Raw genomic sequence first — 15,864 nt, 5'->3', positions numbered from 1 at the left:
ATCAGCCCTCTCGCACGCGTTCGGCTCGATCGCGAACAACGGCCGAAAGCCGCGCGAAATCGCTCCGCCCGGCCAGCGGGGCGAGCACCGGGCAGCGCTCGAGCCAGTTCTGGTCGGTGAGCCCGACGCCCACAGCGGACTCAATCTGCGCGATTGCAGCCGGCAGCTCGCCCGCGAAACACATCAGCTCGGCGGCCAACATGTGTTTGAAGGTGGCAAAACGCGGGGCCTGGTCACGCTGTAGAAACTGCGCGTTCATGTACGAGCGCACGTCCTCCGACAGGGAGCCGGACTCGATCACCGAGAGGCAGGCCTTCGTGTATTCGACGGGCAGGCGATCTTCCGCGGACTCCGGCGCCGTCAGATCGCGGATTCGCGCCTTCGCGTCCGGGCTCCACAGCGCGAGTCGCGCGCGCGACGCGGCGTACATGCTGCGCGTCTGCTCGTCCTCGGCTGGTACTCGCTCGATGGCGTCGACCTCGTGCCAGCGCCCTGCGTAGGCGTGCAGGCGTGCCATGTGGAAACGACAACGCAGCTCGGGGTCGAGGCTGAGCGCCGTCTGGTAACGCGCGAGGGCGACGGCGGGGTCGAGCACCTCGAGGGCGATCTCGGCACCGAGCTCGTGGGCCTCCGCGAGCTGGGGCGAGCGTTTCAGCGCTTGTTCGAGCAGCCGCGCCGCGCTCGGCAGCTCTTGCTCCACGAAGCGGACGGACGCGAGCGACAGCCAGCTCTCACCACGCTCCGGCGCCACCGCAAGCGCCTTGTCCGCCAGCTCCCTCGCCTCGCCGCCCTCACGCGCGCCACCATCGAAGTACCAGAGGCGCGCGCGTGCGCGAGCGAGTGCCGCAAGCAAGGTTGGATCATTCGGCGCCCGTCGGTGCGCGGCCTCGAACAGCTCCGCGGCTCGGCGCATGGGCTCGCGCCAGATGCGGCGAAGCTCGGCCTTGCCGCGCAGGTAGAGATCGATCGCGCCGTCGTCGGTCGGCGCGGCGCGGGGCGGCTGAGTGGGCTCGGCGCCGAGCGCCTCGGCGATGGCGTGTGCGGCTTCGTCGCTCACGACGAGCGCGTCGGACTGTGGCCGGTCGAAGCGCCGGGCCCACAGCTGAAACCCATCGCCCACGCCGATCAGCCGCGTGGCGATCCGCAACGACGTGCCCATTCTCCGCACCGACCCGTCCACGACGACCTGGACCTCCAATCGTCGGCCGAGCTCCCGCGGGTCCGCGTCTGCCTGGGCCGAGAGAGACAGGACGCTCGCGCGGGGGCGCAACTTGAGCCCCGGGGTCATGCTCAACGTGTCGATCAAGTCCTCGGTGAGGCCGTCGGCGATGTAGGCGTCTTCGGGCGGGCCGGCGTTCTTGAAGGGCAGGACCGCCAGGGTTTTTTCGCCAGCGCGGGTGCGAGCTGAGGGATCCGGTGGCTGCCAGCCGACGTGGGAGCGGGATACGGCCAGCTCGTCGAACTCCGTCGGTGCGCTGACACTCAGTGCTGCGGCGAGGTCGGCCGCGCTGCCGTAGCGATGGTTTCGGTCGCGGGCCATGCAGGTCTGCACGATGTGGGCGAGCGCGGCCGGCAGATCTGGTCGCTCGCGCCGCGGATCGGGCGGCTCGGAGGTCAGCCTCGCGGACGCCACCGCGTACGGCGAAGTACCGCTGAACGGCATCACTCCCGTCAGCATTTCGTAGAGCAACACGCCGAGCGCGTACAGATCGGCTCTTGCGTCGACGTCGGGCAGGGCCTCGACCTGCTCTGGCGCCATGTACGCCGGTGTGCCGACCACGCCGCCGAGGGTCTTCGTGGCATCTTCGGCGTCCTGGCGCGCGCAGGCGATGCCAAAATCGGTGATCACCACGCGGCCGGTCTTCTCGAGCAGCACGTTTTCCGGCTTCAAGTCTCGATGCACGACGCCCACCGCGTGAGCGGCCTCGAGCCCCGCAGCAAGCTCCAGCGCGATCTTCACGGCTCGGGTCGGACCGAGCCGTCCTTCGCGTTCGATCAACGACGACAGCGACTCACCATCGACGAGCTCCATGGTCAGGAACCTCTCGCTCCCGTGCTCGCCAATGTCGTACGTCCGCGCGACGTTGGGGTGAGTCACGCGTCGCGCCAGCTTCACCTCACGGCGGAAGCGCTCGAGCAGTCGCGGCGAGGCACCCAGCTCCGGGCGCACCAGCTTCAGCGCACACTTTTCGTCGAGCTCGCGGTCGAACGCGCGGTACACGCTGCCCATGCCGCCACTGCCGAGCAGGCCCAAGATCTCGTAGCGCCCTGCGAGCACCACACGTTCGCCGGACGGGGTCGGGTTCGCCCACGGCGTCATGCCGACGGTTCTCTGGGCGTCGCGCGTTTCGTCTTCGGCCATGCTTCAGTCGAGCGCGAGCGTAGCCCGAAATTCGAGCGCTGACCCGTCGGATGCGCGCGCCAATGTTGCGGAGGGGCTGACCCCGAGCAGTATGCCGGCGGCGCGCGAGCTTACATTCTCGCTTGCGCGCCCGACCGACCGAGCGTACGCGGGCACACCCGATGGACGCGATTCGAGTTCGAGGAACCCGCCCCCTCTCTGGCCGTATCGCGGTGGGTGGCGCGAAGAACGCCGCGCTGCCGATCCTGTGCGCGACACTGCTCTCGGACGGCCAATCCCTGCTGCGCAACGTGCCGGGCCTGCGCGACATCGACACGACCGCGGCGCTGCTCAGGTTCCTGGGGCGCGAGGTGAGCGTCGCGACGCCGGAGGTGCGAGTGGCGGAGGCGGTGGGTGCGGTCCGCCCCGAGGCGCCGTACGAGCTGGTGCGACAGATGCGGGCGAGTGTGCTGGTCCTGGGCCCCCTGGTTGCCCGCTACGGTCGCGCGAAGGTGTCCTTGCCGGGCGGTTGTGCCATCGGTGCGCGGCCCATCGATCAACACTTGAAGGGGCTCGAGGCCCTCGGCGCCACGATTCGCGTCGAGCACGGGTACGTGGTGGCCGAAGCCCCGCGGCTCAAGGGTGCAGAGATCGTGTTCGATCTGCCCACCGTCACGGGTACCGAGAACCTGATGATGGCGGCGGCGCTGGCCCGGGGTCGTACGACGCTGGTGAACTCGGCGCGCGAACCGGAGGTCGAAGAGCTGGGGCGTGTGCTCAACAAGATGGGCGCGCGGGTCGAAGGGGCCGGCACCGACGTGGTCGTGATCCACGGCTCCGAGTCGTTGGATCCGTTCGACCACGCCATCGTCAGCGATCGCATCGAGGCGGGCACGTTCATCGCGGCCGTGGGCGCGGCGGGCGGCGACGTGCTGCTGGAAAACGCGCCGATCGACCAGCTGGAGCCGGTGATCGTGAAGATGCGCATGGCGGGCCTCGAGATCGAGCGCGAGGGGGAGCACATGCGGGTCCGGCGGCTCGGCGCGCTGCGAGCGGTCGACGTCACGACCGCGCCGCACCCCGGCTTCCCCACCGACATGCAGGCGCAGTTCATGGCCATGATGACGGTGGCGGAGGGTCGCAGTGTGCTCACCGAGACCATCTTCGAAAACCGCTTCATGCACGTGCCCGAGCTGTGCCGCATGGGTGCGGACATCGACACACGCGGCAATACCGCCTTCGTGCAGGGGGTGAAGGGGTTGTCGGGGGCCAGCGTGATGGCGACGGATCTTCGCGCCAGCGCCTCGCTGGTCATCGCCGGACTCGTCGCCGAGGGCGACACGATCGTGCGCCGTGTCTACCACCTGGACCGTGGCTACGAGCACATCGAGAAGAAGCTCGCGGGTGTCGGCGCCGACATCGAGCGCGTGGCGCTCGAGGGCGCGCCGTGAGGCCGCTGACGATCGCCATTCCCAAGGGCCGGGTCACCAAACAGCTCGCGGCGCTGTTCGAGCGGGCGTCATTGGATGCCTCCTCGGTGCTCGCCGACGACCGGCGACTGGTGCGGGAGAGCGCCGACGGTGCCCTGCGGTTTCTGCTGCTCAAGCCCGACGACGTGCCGACCTACGTCGAGTACGGCGCGGCGGACCTCGGGGTGAGCGGGCGCGACGTGCTGCTCGAGCGGCGCTACGATCTGTATCAGCCGCTCGATCTCGGCATTGGTCGTTGTCGCATGGTGGTTGCGGCCAAGAAGGACGTGAGTGTGCCGGCGGTGCCGCGGGTGGCGACCAAGTACGCGCGCATCGCAGCGGAGCATTTTGCCAAGCGCGGGGTCCAGGCGGAGATCATCTACGTACAGGGTTCCGTGGAGCTCGCGCCGCTGGTCGGGCTCGCGCATTTGATCGTCGATCTGGTCGAGACCGGCACGACACTCGTGGAGAACAACCTCGAGGAGCGGGAGCTGGTCGCCGAGGTATCGAGTGTGCTGGTGGCCAACCGCGCGCAGTACAAACTCCGCCGCGCGGAGGTCCAGCCGCTGGTGGAGCGGTTGCGAGCCGCGCTCGGTTAGGGCTACCGCTTCAGGGATCCAGCGTGCCGGGGAGGCGCTGCCCGCCCATCCTCGGGGCTTCGCCCGGTCGTGTGGGCGGCCTCCGCTGCATCGCCGCGCTCGCTCAGGAGGGGGGCACGCGGACGCGGTGAGCTCGTGCACCGCGTCCACCCCGCCCAGATCAGGTCATTGTTTGGTGAACGTCTGCACGTTCGTGTTCGTGGCGTCGAGCAATTGCAGCCCGGTGCTCGTGACGGTGTAACCGATCGAAGTGCTGCCGCTGACTCCGCAGGTCAACTGGATGTTGAGGTTGGTGCCCGACGAGGTCGCCGTGCCGGTCGTGCGGAGCTCGGCCTCGCCGAGCTTCTCCCGTACGCTCTGAAGCGTGGCCGTGCCGGAGCTGGCTCCCGAAATGACCAGCGTGTGGCGAATCTTTTTTCCGGTCGGACCCGCACTGCCGCCGGGGCCCGTGTTGATCGCGTAGCTCGTGAGGAAGTACGTGCCGTCCACGAGGGTGCCGCCAGTCGGAGCCGGCTGGCTGGTCGCCACCTTGGTCTCGTCGATCGGGGACGCGCCGTTGGCGAACGTGTTGCAGACCCCGCCCGAGTCGGTCGTGCCTGCGTCACCCGCTGCGCCGCCCGTGCCGCCGCTCGCACCGCCGGTGCCCGCCGCGCCACCACCGCCCGCTGCGCCTCCCGTTGCCCCGCCCCCAGCACCCGCTGTCCCACCTCCGCCACCGGTGGTGCTGCCCGCGCTGCCGCCTCCGCCGGTTGCGGAGCTCCCACCGCTGCCGCCGGTCGCGGAGCCTCCGGTTCCCCCGCTCCCACCGCCGCCGTCGTCGCCCCCGCAAGCAGCGAACACTCCAAGAAACGCGACCACCCCGAACCATCGCATCGTCTTCATGTTTTGTCCTTCGAGTCAGGCAGGAAACCGCTACTCATATCCGGCCGGCCTCGGTGGGTCAAAATCGTCCCGGCGGCCTAGAGTGCCGAGTCCGCAAATCGGGCAAGATGTGACCTCGGCACACTAGCGAATTCGCGGAGCGAATTCCGCGGGGTGAATCGCGCGAAGCGCGAGAGGGGCGCGCGGCGCCCTTTCGAGGAAGATAGTGTCCGCGCTGCGATAGCAGCGCCGCGCGGAGCGCGGTCCGCAATTCGGTTGCGAATTGCGGATTCACGACACTAGCGACCGCCCCGTCCGGGTCCAGACTCAGCCGTTCACGAGAGACGAGTTCAACTCACATCTTTGCAGCAGCGAAAACTCACGAAGTAATAGGTGAACTCCGGCTCGTGGCTGGTGGTCACGGGGCGGCAGGCGTTGCGGACGTGGCCCCAGGCGCCGCCTTTCAGCGCCGAGAAGCGCCCTTTTTCCCGCGGGCGGTCCTGATCGGCGAGGGTCCACTCGTCGACGTTGCCGGTGAGATCGAACACGCCGTAGTCGCTCACACAACCGGGCTTGGAGCCGCTCGGCACACTGCGGTCGAGGCGCGCCAGCTCGGCGTCGCGAATTGCTGGATCGTCCGAGTAGATCTTCTTCAGGCTGGGATCGGTCCAGGCGTTGTCGAAGTTGCACTTCTCGCTCGACCGCTCCCACCCGTACGGAAATGGTTTCTCGTCGGGGCCCTCACACGCCGCCGTCCACTCCCCCTCGTAACACAGGCGTTTGCCCTTGGCGGCGCACAGCCCGCTGGCGTCGAAGAAGCTCACCATCACCGGCGGGTGTGCTCGCTCCTGGTTGGGGTACTCGTAGCGATCGATGCAGAAGTCGAGTGCGACCCGCGGCGCACGGCACACCGTCGTGTCCGGTTTGAAGCGATGACAGAGCGTGATGTGATTGGCCTTGTCGTATTCACTCTTCAAACACTGACGCTCGACCTTGGGGCAGAAGTCCTTGGTCACACGCAACATGCCGTCAGGACAAGCGCTCGCCGCGGAGCTTGCGTCCGCCCCAACCGCTGCGTCCGCCGCGAGCCCTCCGCCGTCGCTCGCCGTCGCGTCGGGCCGAGCGCTCGCGGTCGCGTCGGATGTTTGTCGGATCGAATCAGCTCCAGCTGCCGGTTCGGCCGACGGCGGCGGCGCCGAGACACACGCCGCCCCGAGCCCCGCCGCGCCAGACAGCGCGAGCGCGAGCCGCACGACTCCGCGAACCGGCAGGGGTTTCACGGCGACGAAGCCTAGCCGACTCGCGGCGCCTCGCCGCCGAAAGCTCAGCTCCCCGCGTCTCCTTTCGCGGCATCGGCCCCGGCATCGGCCCCGGCGTCGCCGCCGGATTTTGGTGGATCGAGCACCACCAATGGTGTGATGCGCCGGAGCCCGCGCACGCCGATGCCGCGCACACGTAGGAGCTCCGTGACCCGTCGGAAGCGCTTGAGGCGCGCGCGCAGCTCCAGGATGGCTTCGGCCCGCCGGCGACCGATGCCGGGTAAGCGTCTCAGGTCGTCGACCTCTGCCAGGTTCAGGATGACCTTGCCGTCGGCGGTGAGCGCAGCGCTGGGCGGCTTGCGAGAGTCCGCCGGGCCCGAGTGCTGCTTGCGCGCGCTGCCGCCGGCCGCTGCGGGCGGCTCCGCCGCAGGGCCTCCCGCGAGCCAACCTCCCGACGCTTCCGGGGCCGCACCGCGGGCGACCGCGACGCCCCCGTCGCCGAGCACCATCGACGCCGCACCGATGCCGGCGAGCCCGATGAGCAGCGCCGCAATGCCAGCGACCTTCATCACCACGGGGAACCAATGGTTCCGTGTGGGAGCGGGCGCTCTGAGCGATTCTTCGGACGCCAGTCCGGTCGGGTCAGCACCCGACCGGACAGCAGCTTCAGTCCGCGTCATGGCGCGTCACCCGAGCTCGGCCAGCGCTCCACTTTCGTGTCGCCCGTTCTTGCCCCCGTCGGTCGAGACGATGGTCAGCGGCTGATCTCGCGGAACCTGATCACGGATCTGGAGCTCGCCGGTCACCGGCACCGCCTCCAGCTTCAGGTTGATGGACCCGTCACGGTTGACGAAACCGACGCCGATGCGCGTCCAGTGGTTCTTGCCGTTGCGCTGAGTGATGACGTAAGCAACCTTCATTTTCGAGTCGTGCATGTGCTCAATTCCTCCGGCGAGGCGCCCGACCTTCGTGCGCCCGTGGCAGAGCGGATTGCGAGCGTCATGCCAGGCCCGCGCGCAACAAAAACCGCTCGATTCGTGGGCTCACCCTCAGGCGAACACCGGCGCCCGCCGGCGATCGCCGGCGCTTCGCCGGTGCACGAGCGCGCGCCTCGACGCCGCCTGCTGGTGTTGCCACTTCGCCCGCGGCCGGACCTCGGCCATGATGCCGGGCCATGGTGACCGCGCGCGGCCAGCGAGAGCTCGAGCGCACCGCGAGCTGGGTCTCGGTGCGCGCTGGCCTCAAATGGCTGATTGGCACCTGGCTCGTACTGACCCTCGGCAGCGCTGCTGCGCAGTTTCAGGCCATCCGCCTCGCCCCGCAATTGGACGCACGAGATCCCGGCGCGCTCGTGCTGATGACGATGGTGTCGTACGCGCATCAAGGGTTCTACACCTTGATCTCGCTGCTGCTCGTGACGGCGCTGCTCCGGCTGACGCGCGTGCCGCCAGCCACACGCGCGGTCACTCCGGCATTGGTCGCCGCCGCGGCGTTCGTCGTGGTTGCCCTGGTGAGTGGCGCGTTGGTGTTGGGGTTCGGAGGTACCGAGGGTTCGTCGGAGGCCATCTCGACGAAGGAGCTGTACGTGCTGGTCGCGGCGGCCCGGTTGTTGGGTCTGGGGGCCTTGATCCTGGCGCTCGCGCGCATGGCCAGCGCTCTCGAGGCGAGGGTGCCGTCGAGCGTGGTGGGGGCGGCGTTTGCGTTCGTGGCCATCGACACGGGTTTCCCGCTCTTCCGTTTGTTCGCGGCGCGACCCGGACCCGAGCCGGTGACGCAGCGCGGGGCGTTGCTGGTGGCCCAGCTGATCTTGGCAGTGCTGCTGATCGATCTGGCGCGCCGCGTCCGGCGCTCGAGCGCGGAGCGGGCGCAGGCGGAGCTGGATTCGCCACCGCCGGAGCCGGGATCGGAAGAACAGCCCGAGGAAGCGCAGGGCTCCGAAGCCCCGCCGCCCGCATCGGACCGCCAGAAATCGAAGGGCTCCGCTGGCCGAGACTCCAGCCAGACCGCGGCGCGCTTCGAACCCGCGCGGGCAGCGCCCCCCTCCGGCGCGCGCCGCAGCCTGGTGGCGGTCCTCGTGTTCGTGATGCTGGTGCTCTTTCCGGTCTGGGACGCCATCCTCGCCGCGACCTCGGTTGGCCTGCTGACCGATGCGTTCCGTGGTGTTCCGGGCACCGAGACACCCACGTTGCCGCTGCTGTTTGCTGGTGGCGGGCTGATCGCGGCGCTGATCGTCCGCCAGTCGATGCTGAGCTCGCCGTACGCCGCGCGAGGGGTGTTTGCGCTGGTGGTGCTCGCGGTCGTCGGGTACGCGGGACCTCGCGCTTACGACGTTGCGCTCGGTCGTTCGCATCAGGTCGACGCTTGGCCCGTGTGTGAGACGGGGCTGGACGTCGCGGGCAACCTGCCGAGCGTCGAGACGGTGTACCGCGGAGCTTACGATGGTCCGCGGTTGCCGACGGGTGAACCGTGCACCATTGCTGCGGAGCGCCGCGATCAACACGCGGAGGAGGCGCCCCGGGGTGACTTCAGCGACGGCATCGTGCAGATCGGGACCCGCTTCCCCGACGACCGGCGGCGGATCTTGTGGGGGGCGCTGGTGTTCGTGGTGCTGTTTGGGGTTGCGGCGTGGTTCATCTGGGGGGCGGCCGACGGGGGAGCAGAGGACGCGGAGGGCGCAGAGGACGCAGAGGACGCAGAGGACGCGGAGGGCGCAGGGGACGCAGAGGACGCGGAGGGCGCAGGGGACGCAGAGGACGCGGAGGGAGCAGAGGACGCGGAGGGCGCGGAGGACGCGGAGGACGCGGAGGGCGAATCCGAACCGCGCAGCTAGAGCCTCATGTTTGCCCGGGTTGGGACTGCGTGATACCGCCAAGGGTGTCCCCGAGGAGCACAGTCATGCGCGTTCCCGTCGAAAGCTCGGTCTCCCGCCGCACCGTTCTGGCCCTGGCCGCCGCCGGCGCCGCGACCACCGCCGCCGGGGGCGCGCTCGCCGGCGAGGACCCCGAGGCGTCCCCGTTGATAGCCAAACCTCCCAAGGGTTTTTCACCCATGGCCGTCCCCGGCAAGGTGGTGCACGTCGGCGCCAAGGGGGACTACCGCGCGACGATGCAGCCGAACTTGCTCTGGCCGAAGGCGGACGTGGCCAAACGCCTGCTCGAAAAGGCGATGATGGAATTCACGGGCGCGTCGAACCTGGTCGAGGCGATGAAGCGCTTCATCTCCAAGGACGACGTCGTTGCCATCAAACCCAACGGCATCGCCGGCCAGAAGGGCGCGACGATGGCCGTCAACTTCGAGCTGATCTTGCCGCTGGTCGAGGCGGTCATCGCCCTCGGCGTGCCGCCGGAGAAGATCATGGTCTACGAGCAGTACCCCTCGTACCTGGCGGGTTGCCGGGTGAACGTGCGGCAGTTCAAGCTGCCGGCTGGCGTCAAGACCGCGACCCACAACAACAACGACCACCCGATGCCGGAGATCACGGTGTATCAGGGCGTGGGCACCAAGTACGCGCGGCAGTTCCTGGAGGCGACGGCGGTCATCAACCTGACGCAGATCAAGGATCACTCGATCTGCGGTTACACCGGCACGCTCAAGAACATCACCCACGGCAACGTCAACAACCCTCACGAGCACCACGCCCACGGCGCCAGTCCGCAGATCGCGATGCTGTACAACCAGCCTCTGGTGACGAGCCGCGTGCGCCTGCACATCACGGACGCCTTCAAGGTGATGTACGACAAGGGGCCCCTCGACAAAGATCCGAAGACCCGGGTGCTCGCGGGCTCGGTCTACGTCGCCACCGATCCGGTGGCGATGGACACGGTCGGCTGGCAGCTGGTGGAGAAGCTGCGCAAGGAGAAGGGCCTGAAGACGCTCACGGAGGCGAAGCGCGAGCCTCGCTACATCCGCACCGCGGGCGAGCTCGGCCTCGGTGTTGCCGACGCCAATGCCATTCGGCTGAAGAGCAGCGAGATCTGAGCGGTTTTTCCCCGGTTTCGGCCGGGAAGGCGGTTGGCACCGGGGCCCTGGCGGTCCATCATTGTGGGACGTGCTCCGTCCAACCGGCATGACCCGCGCGGGCCATCTGCTCAGTCTGGCCCTCGGCCTCGGCCTCGTCGGCTGCGGTTCGTCGAGCACCCACACTCAGCCGCCGGGCACTCCGCCCCGACCCACGACGGTCACCGTGGCCGAGCCGGGCGGTGACGCGCACGATCCTCACTGGGCGGCGCTGCAGCGACAGCTCAGCGAGGCGTGGGGTGAGCGCAACGACAAGGACAACCAGCTGCTGGTTCCGCTGCCGGACATCGAGAAGTGGAAGCGCGTGCGGTACTGGGGTGTCGACCACTTCCTGGGTTTCCGTTACGGCGACGACCACCACGTGCTCGCCATTGCCTTCGTGCAGGAGGTCGAGCCGGGCGTCGCGGTCGAGAGCCGGACCTGCATCCGGCGCTTCGAGCTGTGGGCGCGCCAGAAGTCCAAGTCCTTCGAGCCGAAGCTCGATGCCATCGGGGAGCGGGTCAGCAAGTGGCGCGACAAGCCGCTGCTGATTCACTTCGTCGATGGGTACGCCGACGTGGGCTTCTCCCGGCGTGAGTTCTCGGCGGCCTGGGCGGCCTACCCGGCGTACCCGGACGCTTGTCTGATCTACGCGGTGGCGGTGCCGTGGCGCGACCACCCGGCCGAGGCCCGCAAGGTGCGCGATCGATTCTTGACCGAGGCGTTCGAGCGGGTGAACCCCATCACTCCGACGCGTGCGGTGCGAAAGTAGTCCGCAGAGGACGCGGAGGCCGCGGAGGGCTCAGCGTCGGGGCTCGGCGCGGCTCGCCAGGCGCTCGTCGACGAGGCGCATCAGCTCCCCGATGCGCTTCGGCCACGAGTTCTGCTCGGCCAGAGCCACGCGCTCGGCGCGACCGGCGTCGCCGGCTTCGAGGGCCGCGTCGCAGGCGCTCACGAACTCGTCGGCGGTGTGGGCGACCCGGACCGCGCTCCAGTAGTCCTTGGTCGCCGGCAGCGCGCTCACCACCACGGGTTTGCCCGACGCCAAGAACTCGAAGAATTTGATGGGGAAGACCCCCTCGGTGTAGTCGTTCAGCCGATAGGGGATGGTCGCGACGTCGAACCCCTTCAGGTAGCTGGGCAAGGTCTCGTAGCTGCGGTGGCCGAGCAGGTGCACGTTGGGTAGCTTCTGCAGCGCGGACACGTCGGTGGTGGGATCTGCGATACCCGCCGGACCGATGACGGCGATCTGAAAGCTGGGGCGAGCCTTGGCCAGGTGGATCAGCCAGTCGATGTTCAGCTTGTAGTCGCTGACGGCGCCGACGAAGCCAATCACCGGGTGGGGCAGGCGAGCCAGGTCGTCGGGCACGACCGTCTCGTCGAGCATCGCCCGCTTGAAATGGTCCGCGTCGCCGACGTTGTGGACCAGGTGGGTGTGACCCGGATTCAGGTGTTGTTTGTTCTGGTGCAGCACCGGCGCCGTGCAGAACACCAGATCTGCGGCCCGACACAGCTCGCGCTCGCGGGCGGCGATCCAGGGTTTGGCGAGCTTGAACTCGGGGAACGCCGTGTACTCGTCGACGCAGTCGTAGACCAGGAGCTCGTGCGGCAGGCGTTTGACGTTGGCGCCGAAGCCCGGGTGATACACCCAGACGATGGCGTCGAGCAGGCCCTCGCGGCGCAAATAGCGCTCGAGCAGGCTCACCTCGAGATCGAACTCGGCGAACACGCGCAACCGGCGGCCGTGCCGCAGGCGGTTGAAGAGCTCCGGTTTGTAGAAGCTCATCAGCTTCACGCCGTGCTCGACCCGGACGCGCGGCTCGAGCAAGAGGCGACGGGGCGCGAGCAGCTCGGCCGGCGCGTGCGCCACTTCCTGCTTCAGGATCGCGCGCAGCGAGCGATGGGAGCCGAAGTTGACGTAGTGCACGTCGTGCTCCTTCGCGAGCCGGCTCATGATGTGCTGTTTGTTGGTCCACATCGCGTCGTCCCAGTGCTGGGACGAGAGGCAGACGATGCGGTGGCGGCGGCCCATGGAGCGCCGGGAGTCTAGCCGGGTGGGCGCGGGAGAGGGGAGTCGCGATCGCCGAGCGGGGATGCCCGCCGACAAAAAAAGAACGAGCCCGCAGACTCATGCCTGCGGGCTCGTGATCCCGGCGCCTCGCTCAGCGGGAGCCGAGCATGTTCCGCGCCAGGTCGATCGAGGCGTTGGCCTCGGCGATGATGGCGTTCAGCGCCGTCGGCAGCTCCGGCGGTCCCGGGTTCGGGGTGTGGGGCCCGATCAGGGTCAGGCGGGCCGTGACCTTGGCCTGGATCTTCAGCACCTTGGTCAGGCGCCGGATGATCGCCGGCGCGTCCGTCCCACTCTCGTCGCGGTCGTCGATGTCCACATCTGTCGGCATGGTCTCTCCTTGTGCGTCGGCGGACCGCCCCGTCCTCGTCCCGGTCCCCAACGCTCCCTCTTTCACGAACGGGTCGGGCCACTCAAGTCTGACCGGCCGTGCCGCGCAAGCCCAAAGACGTCAGGTGAGGCGCAGCCGTTCCCGGTGAACGCGAGATGACGTGCCCGAACCGAGATCGAGGCCGACACGAAATCCAATCCAGGCGCCGTGCTGTCGAATCGCTTGCGAATAGCGCATCGGCGACGTCGGCGTGGTCGTCGACCACGTCCCGCCTCGCCAGACCACCACCCGGTAGTCCGCGCTGCCGCTGTCCGCTTCTTCCAGGCTCGGGAGCGCCCCGCCATCCATCGACGTCTCGGTCCAGTCCCCCACGCCGCCGCACAAGTCCCGCACGCGATACGGCGATTCATCGTGCGAGAACGCCCCGACCGGCTCCGGATGCGGATGCTCCGGACGCGAGTCCCTGAGCTTCGCGAAGCTGGTGTCGAGCCGGGCCCCCATCGCGAACGGCCGGCCGTCCGCGCCGCGCATGGCCTTGTCCCACTCCTGCTCCGTCGGCAGTCGGTAGTTGCGGCCCGTGCGGCGCGCGAGCCACGCGGCATAGGCTCGGGCGGCGTTCCAGCGCACGCCGACCACGGGCAGGTCCAACTCCCGTCCTGCCGACAAGTTGTTCGTCGCGTCCCCCGAGACCAGTAGCTCGATCTTCCAGCTCCGCGTCGCCTCCGAATACGCCGCCACGCCGTCGATCATTGGAATGCGCAGCGCCCGCTCCTCCGCGCTGAGCTCCTCCAGAAAACGCCCGTACTCCGCCAGCGTCACCGGAAAGCGCCCGATGGCAAAATCCGGCAGCTCTGCTTCCACCAGCCGCGCCGAGCGGGCGTCCGCCTTCGTCAAGTACGGCCCTCCCGCCACGAGCAGCATGCCCTCGGGGATTTCGTCCGCCTCCGGCAGGCGCAGCTCGAGCCGATGGCGCTCGGCGCGCTTGATCAGCAGCGGATACCGCAGCTCGCGCCCGTCGCGCGACGCCACCACGAGATAAGATCCGGCCTCGAACAGCCCGGCCTTCAGCGGCGTCGTCCCGAGCTCGCGTTCGTCCGTCAGCACCAGCAGCGGACCGCGCCGCACGTAGCGCGCGATGCTGACCCGGGCGCCCGCCGGCCGCGACTCGATCACGAGCTCACCTTGATTGGCCAGCTCGAGCGCCAGCTGCCCGTCGTCGTAGGCCCGCGCCAGATCCAGGAACTGCGCCATGCGCTGTTCGTCGCCGGCCTCCTCGGCTTCGAGGAACTGATGCCAGTAGAGCAGGCACAAACCCCGACGTGCCCCCGCGTGATCTTCCACCCGCCCGAGGGCGCTGGTGAAGGCCGCACCCGTCCGCGCGCGCTCTCGAGCCGCCTCCGAGCGCAGCGCCTGCGCTCGCGTCGAGAGCTCCCAGGCCGGCGCCTTGGTCTCGGCGCTCTCCCACGCCTTGTGCTTTTCGAGCATCACATCGGCGCGCTCTTCCAGCTCCCGCGCCTCCGCCGTCAGCGCCTCGAAGCGTGCGCGCGCCGCCTCCGCCTCCTGTGTGTACTCCGTCGCCTCGCGCTCTCGTTCGGCCCGGGTGCGCTCGTGATCCAGATAGTCATCGATGGCGTTGGCAATGACGCGCGCCCGCCCCGGCCGGCCCTCGCGCCCCGGCGACAAACACGCGAGCGCCAGCTCGTCGAAGAAATCCGGCGTCCCACCCGCCGGATCCGCACGACTCGGCGCCACCTCCACGGTCTTCTGCCGCCGCCCCATCACCCCGCGGATGCTCTCGTCGGAGAACGGTCGCGCGCCCGCCAAGATCTCGTACAGCATCACCCCGAGAGCGAACACGTCCGTGCGCCCATCCAGGGCTTCGCCGAGCAGCTGCTCCGGCGGCATGTACGCGGGGGTCCCCGCGATGGCGGGTCCGATGCTGCTGCGGCGCACCTCGCTGCCCTCGATCAAGTGCGCGATGCCCCAGTCGACGACGTACACCTCACCGAACTCCCCCACGACGACGTTGTCCGGTTTCAGATCCCGATGCACCACCCCGCGGCTGTGAGCAAAGTCGACGGCCAGGCACACCTGACGAAAGATGCCGAGCATGCGCGCGAGGGGCACCCGCTCCTTGTCCGGTCGGGTGTTGTCTTCGAGCACTTCGCGGAGTGAGCGCCCGCGCACCACTCGCATCGTGTAGAACGGGCGCCCGTCGTCCGCCGCGTCCAGATCGTAGACCGGCACGATGGACGGATGTTCGAGCTGCGCGCAGGTCTGCGCCTCGGCGACCAGCATCGTGGCGTGGTCGGTGTCCGCCACCCGGAGCAGACGCTTCTGCGCGACCGGGCGACCGAGCACCCGGTCGAACACCTCGTCGACGCGACCCATGCCACCTTTGCCCAGCTCCGACACGTGATCGTAGCGAACCGGGCCGGCGCTCTCGGTTGGCGGCGGTGTGCTCTGGGCATCGGCCGCGAGCGTGGGCAGCGAGCGCGCGGTCGGACGCGCACCGCTGACCGCCTCCTGGTCCGACGCAGCCTGGGTGTGAGCGTCTCCCGCCGGGACCGTCTCCAGCTGAGCTCGATTCACTCGCACGACGCCCCGGGCGAGCATCGTGCGCGCGATCTCGGCGGCCCCGAGCGCCCGCCGGTCCCCTTTTTCGCCCGCCTCCATCGGCGTCGGATGCTAGAGCCGGACGCCGCGCTTGCCCATCATCAAGTGGCCGGCCCACCGAGCCTCGACTCGTGCGCTTTCGCTGAGCGAATGACGGCCGCTTCAGCGCGCGACGCGCTCCATCTCGACTCGGCGAAAGCCCTGGGGAAAGTCGGCGAGATACTTGCGCGCGGCGCCGCGAGCGTCATCGGTCCGGCCCTGACGCAAGAGCGAGAGCACGCCGAGCTAAGCGGCGTCTTCGGCGGCGGCGGAGGGCGGAGTGCG

13 protein-coding genes are annotated in these 15,864 nt (G+C 69.1%); 5 read left to right on the top strand and 8 right to left on the bottom strand.

Annotated features, from left to right (window positions below; all coding sequences use genetic code 11):
- Position 1 precedes the first annotated feature (1 nt).
- Complete coding sequence (locus tag IPI67_02570; protein MBK7579066.1) at positions 2 to 2,362, bottom strand: protein kinase; 2,361 nt, start codon at positions 2,360 to 2,362, stop codon at positions 2 to 4.
- 161 nt (positions 2,363 to 2,523) lie between these two features.
- Here IPI67_02570 and murA point away from each other — a divergent pair, with 161 nt between their 5' ends.
- Both murA and IPI67_02560 read left to right on the top strand, forming a co-directional pair.
- A complete protein-coding gene (gene murA, locus IPI67_02565) occupies positions 2,524 to 3,792 on the top strand; it encodes a UDP-N-acetylglucosamine 1-carboxyvinyltransferase (GenBank protein ID MBK7579065.1) in 1,269 nt (422 codons plus the stop codon).
- Positions 3,789 to 4,409: an ATP phosphoribosyltransferase gene (locus tag IPI67_02560; GenBank protein ID MBK7579064.1), complete on the top strand. Its 621-nt coding sequence runs from the start codon at positions 3,789 to 3,791 to the stop codon at positions 4,407 to 4,409. Before murA ends, IPI67_02560 begins: the two co-directional genes overlap by 4 nt.
- Positions 4,410 to 4,574: 165 nt before the next feature.
- Here IPI67_02560 and IPI67_02555 read toward each other — a convergent pair whose 3' ends face one another.
- The 4 genes from IPI67_02555 to IPI67_02540 form a co-directional block, all read right to left on the bottom strand.
- A complete protein-coding gene (locus IPI67_02555) occupies positions 4,575 to 5,291 on the bottom strand; it encodes a hypothetical protein (protein MBK7579063.1) in 717 nt (238 codons plus the stop codon).
- A gap of 329 nt (positions 5,292 to 5,620) precedes the next feature.
- Positions 5,621 to 6,550 (bottom strand): SUMF1/EgtB/PvdO family nonheme iron enzyme, encoded by a 930-nt coding sequence (locus IPI67_02550; GenBank protein MBK7579062.1) that lies wholly within the window; start codon positions 6,548 to 6,550, stop codon positions 5,621 to 5,623.
- A 44-nt stretch (positions 6,551 to 6,594) separates the two neighbouring features.
- A complete protein-coding gene (locus IPI67_02545; protein MBK7579061.1) occupies positions 6,595 to 7,101 on the bottom strand; it encodes a helix-hairpin-helix domain-containing protein in 507 nt (168 codons plus the stop codon).
- Between the two features lie 114 nt (positions 7,102 to 7,215).
- Complete coding sequence (locus IPI67_02540; GenBank protein MBK7579060.1) at positions 7,216 to 7,464, bottom strand: hypothetical protein; 249 nt, start codon at positions 7,462 to 7,464, stop codon at positions 7,216 to 7,218.
- Between the two features lie 239 nt (positions 7,465 to 7,703).
- Here IPI67_02540 and IPI67_02535 point away from each other — a divergent pair, with 239 nt between their 5' ends.
- The 3 genes from IPI67_02535 to IPI67_02525 all read left to right on the top strand — a co-directional run bounded on the left by IPI67_02535 (position 7,704) and on the right by IPI67_02525 (position 11,297).
- On the top strand, positions 7,704 to 9,359 hold the full coding sequence (locus IPI67_02535) for a hypothetical protein (protein ID MBK7579059.1): 1,656 nt from the start codon (positions 7,704 to 7,706) through the stop codon (positions 9,357 to 9,359).
- 65 nt (positions 9,360 to 9,424) lie between these two features.
- Positions 9,425 to 10,507 carry a DUF362 domain-containing protein gene (locus IPI67_02530; protein ID MBK7579058.1) on the top strand — a complete coding sequence of 361 codons (1,083 nt, stop codon included), beginning with the start codon at positions 9,425 to 9,427 and terminating at the stop codon, positions 10,505 to 10,507.
- Between the two features lie 70 nt (positions 10,508 to 10,577).
- A complete protein-coding gene (locus tag IPI67_02525) occupies positions 10,578 to 11,297 on the top strand; it encodes a hypothetical protein (GenBank protein MBK7579057.1) in 720 nt (239 codons plus the stop codon).
- Between the two features lie 30 nt (positions 11,298 to 11,327).
- Here IPI67_02525 and IPI67_02520 read toward each other — a convergent pair whose 3' ends face one another.
- The 3 genes from IPI67_02520 to IPI67_02510 all read right to left on the bottom strand — a co-directional run bounded on the left by IPI67_02520 (position 11,328) and on the right by IPI67_02510 (position 15,600).
- A complete protein-coding gene (locus IPI67_02520; GenBank protein MBK7579056.1) occupies positions 11,328 to 12,557 on the bottom strand; it encodes a glycosyltransferase in 1,230 nt (409 codons plus the stop codon).
- Positions 12,558 to 12,687: 130 nt separating this feature from the next.
- On the bottom strand, positions 12,688 to 12,924 hold the full coding sequence (locus IPI67_02515; GenBank protein MBK7579055.1) for a hypothetical protein: 237 nt from the start codon (positions 12,922 to 12,924) through the stop codon (positions 12,688 to 12,690).
- A 120-nt stretch (positions 12,925 to 13,044) separates the two neighbouring features.
- A complete protein-coding gene (locus IPI67_02510) occupies positions 13,045 to 15,600 on the bottom strand; it encodes an SUMF1/EgtB/PvdO family nonheme iron enzyme (GenBank protein ID MBK7579054.1) in 2,556 nt (851 codons plus the stop codon).
- Positions 15,601 to 15,864: the final 264 nt, after the last annotated feature.

The organism is Myxococcales bacterium (assembly GCA_016706225.1).
GTDB lineage: Bacteria > Myxococcota_A > Polyangia > Polyangiales > Polyangiaceae > JADJKB01.
The sequence above is the reverse complement of the archived record's forward strand: the minus strand, read 5'-3'. Positions and strand labels throughout refer to the sequence as shown.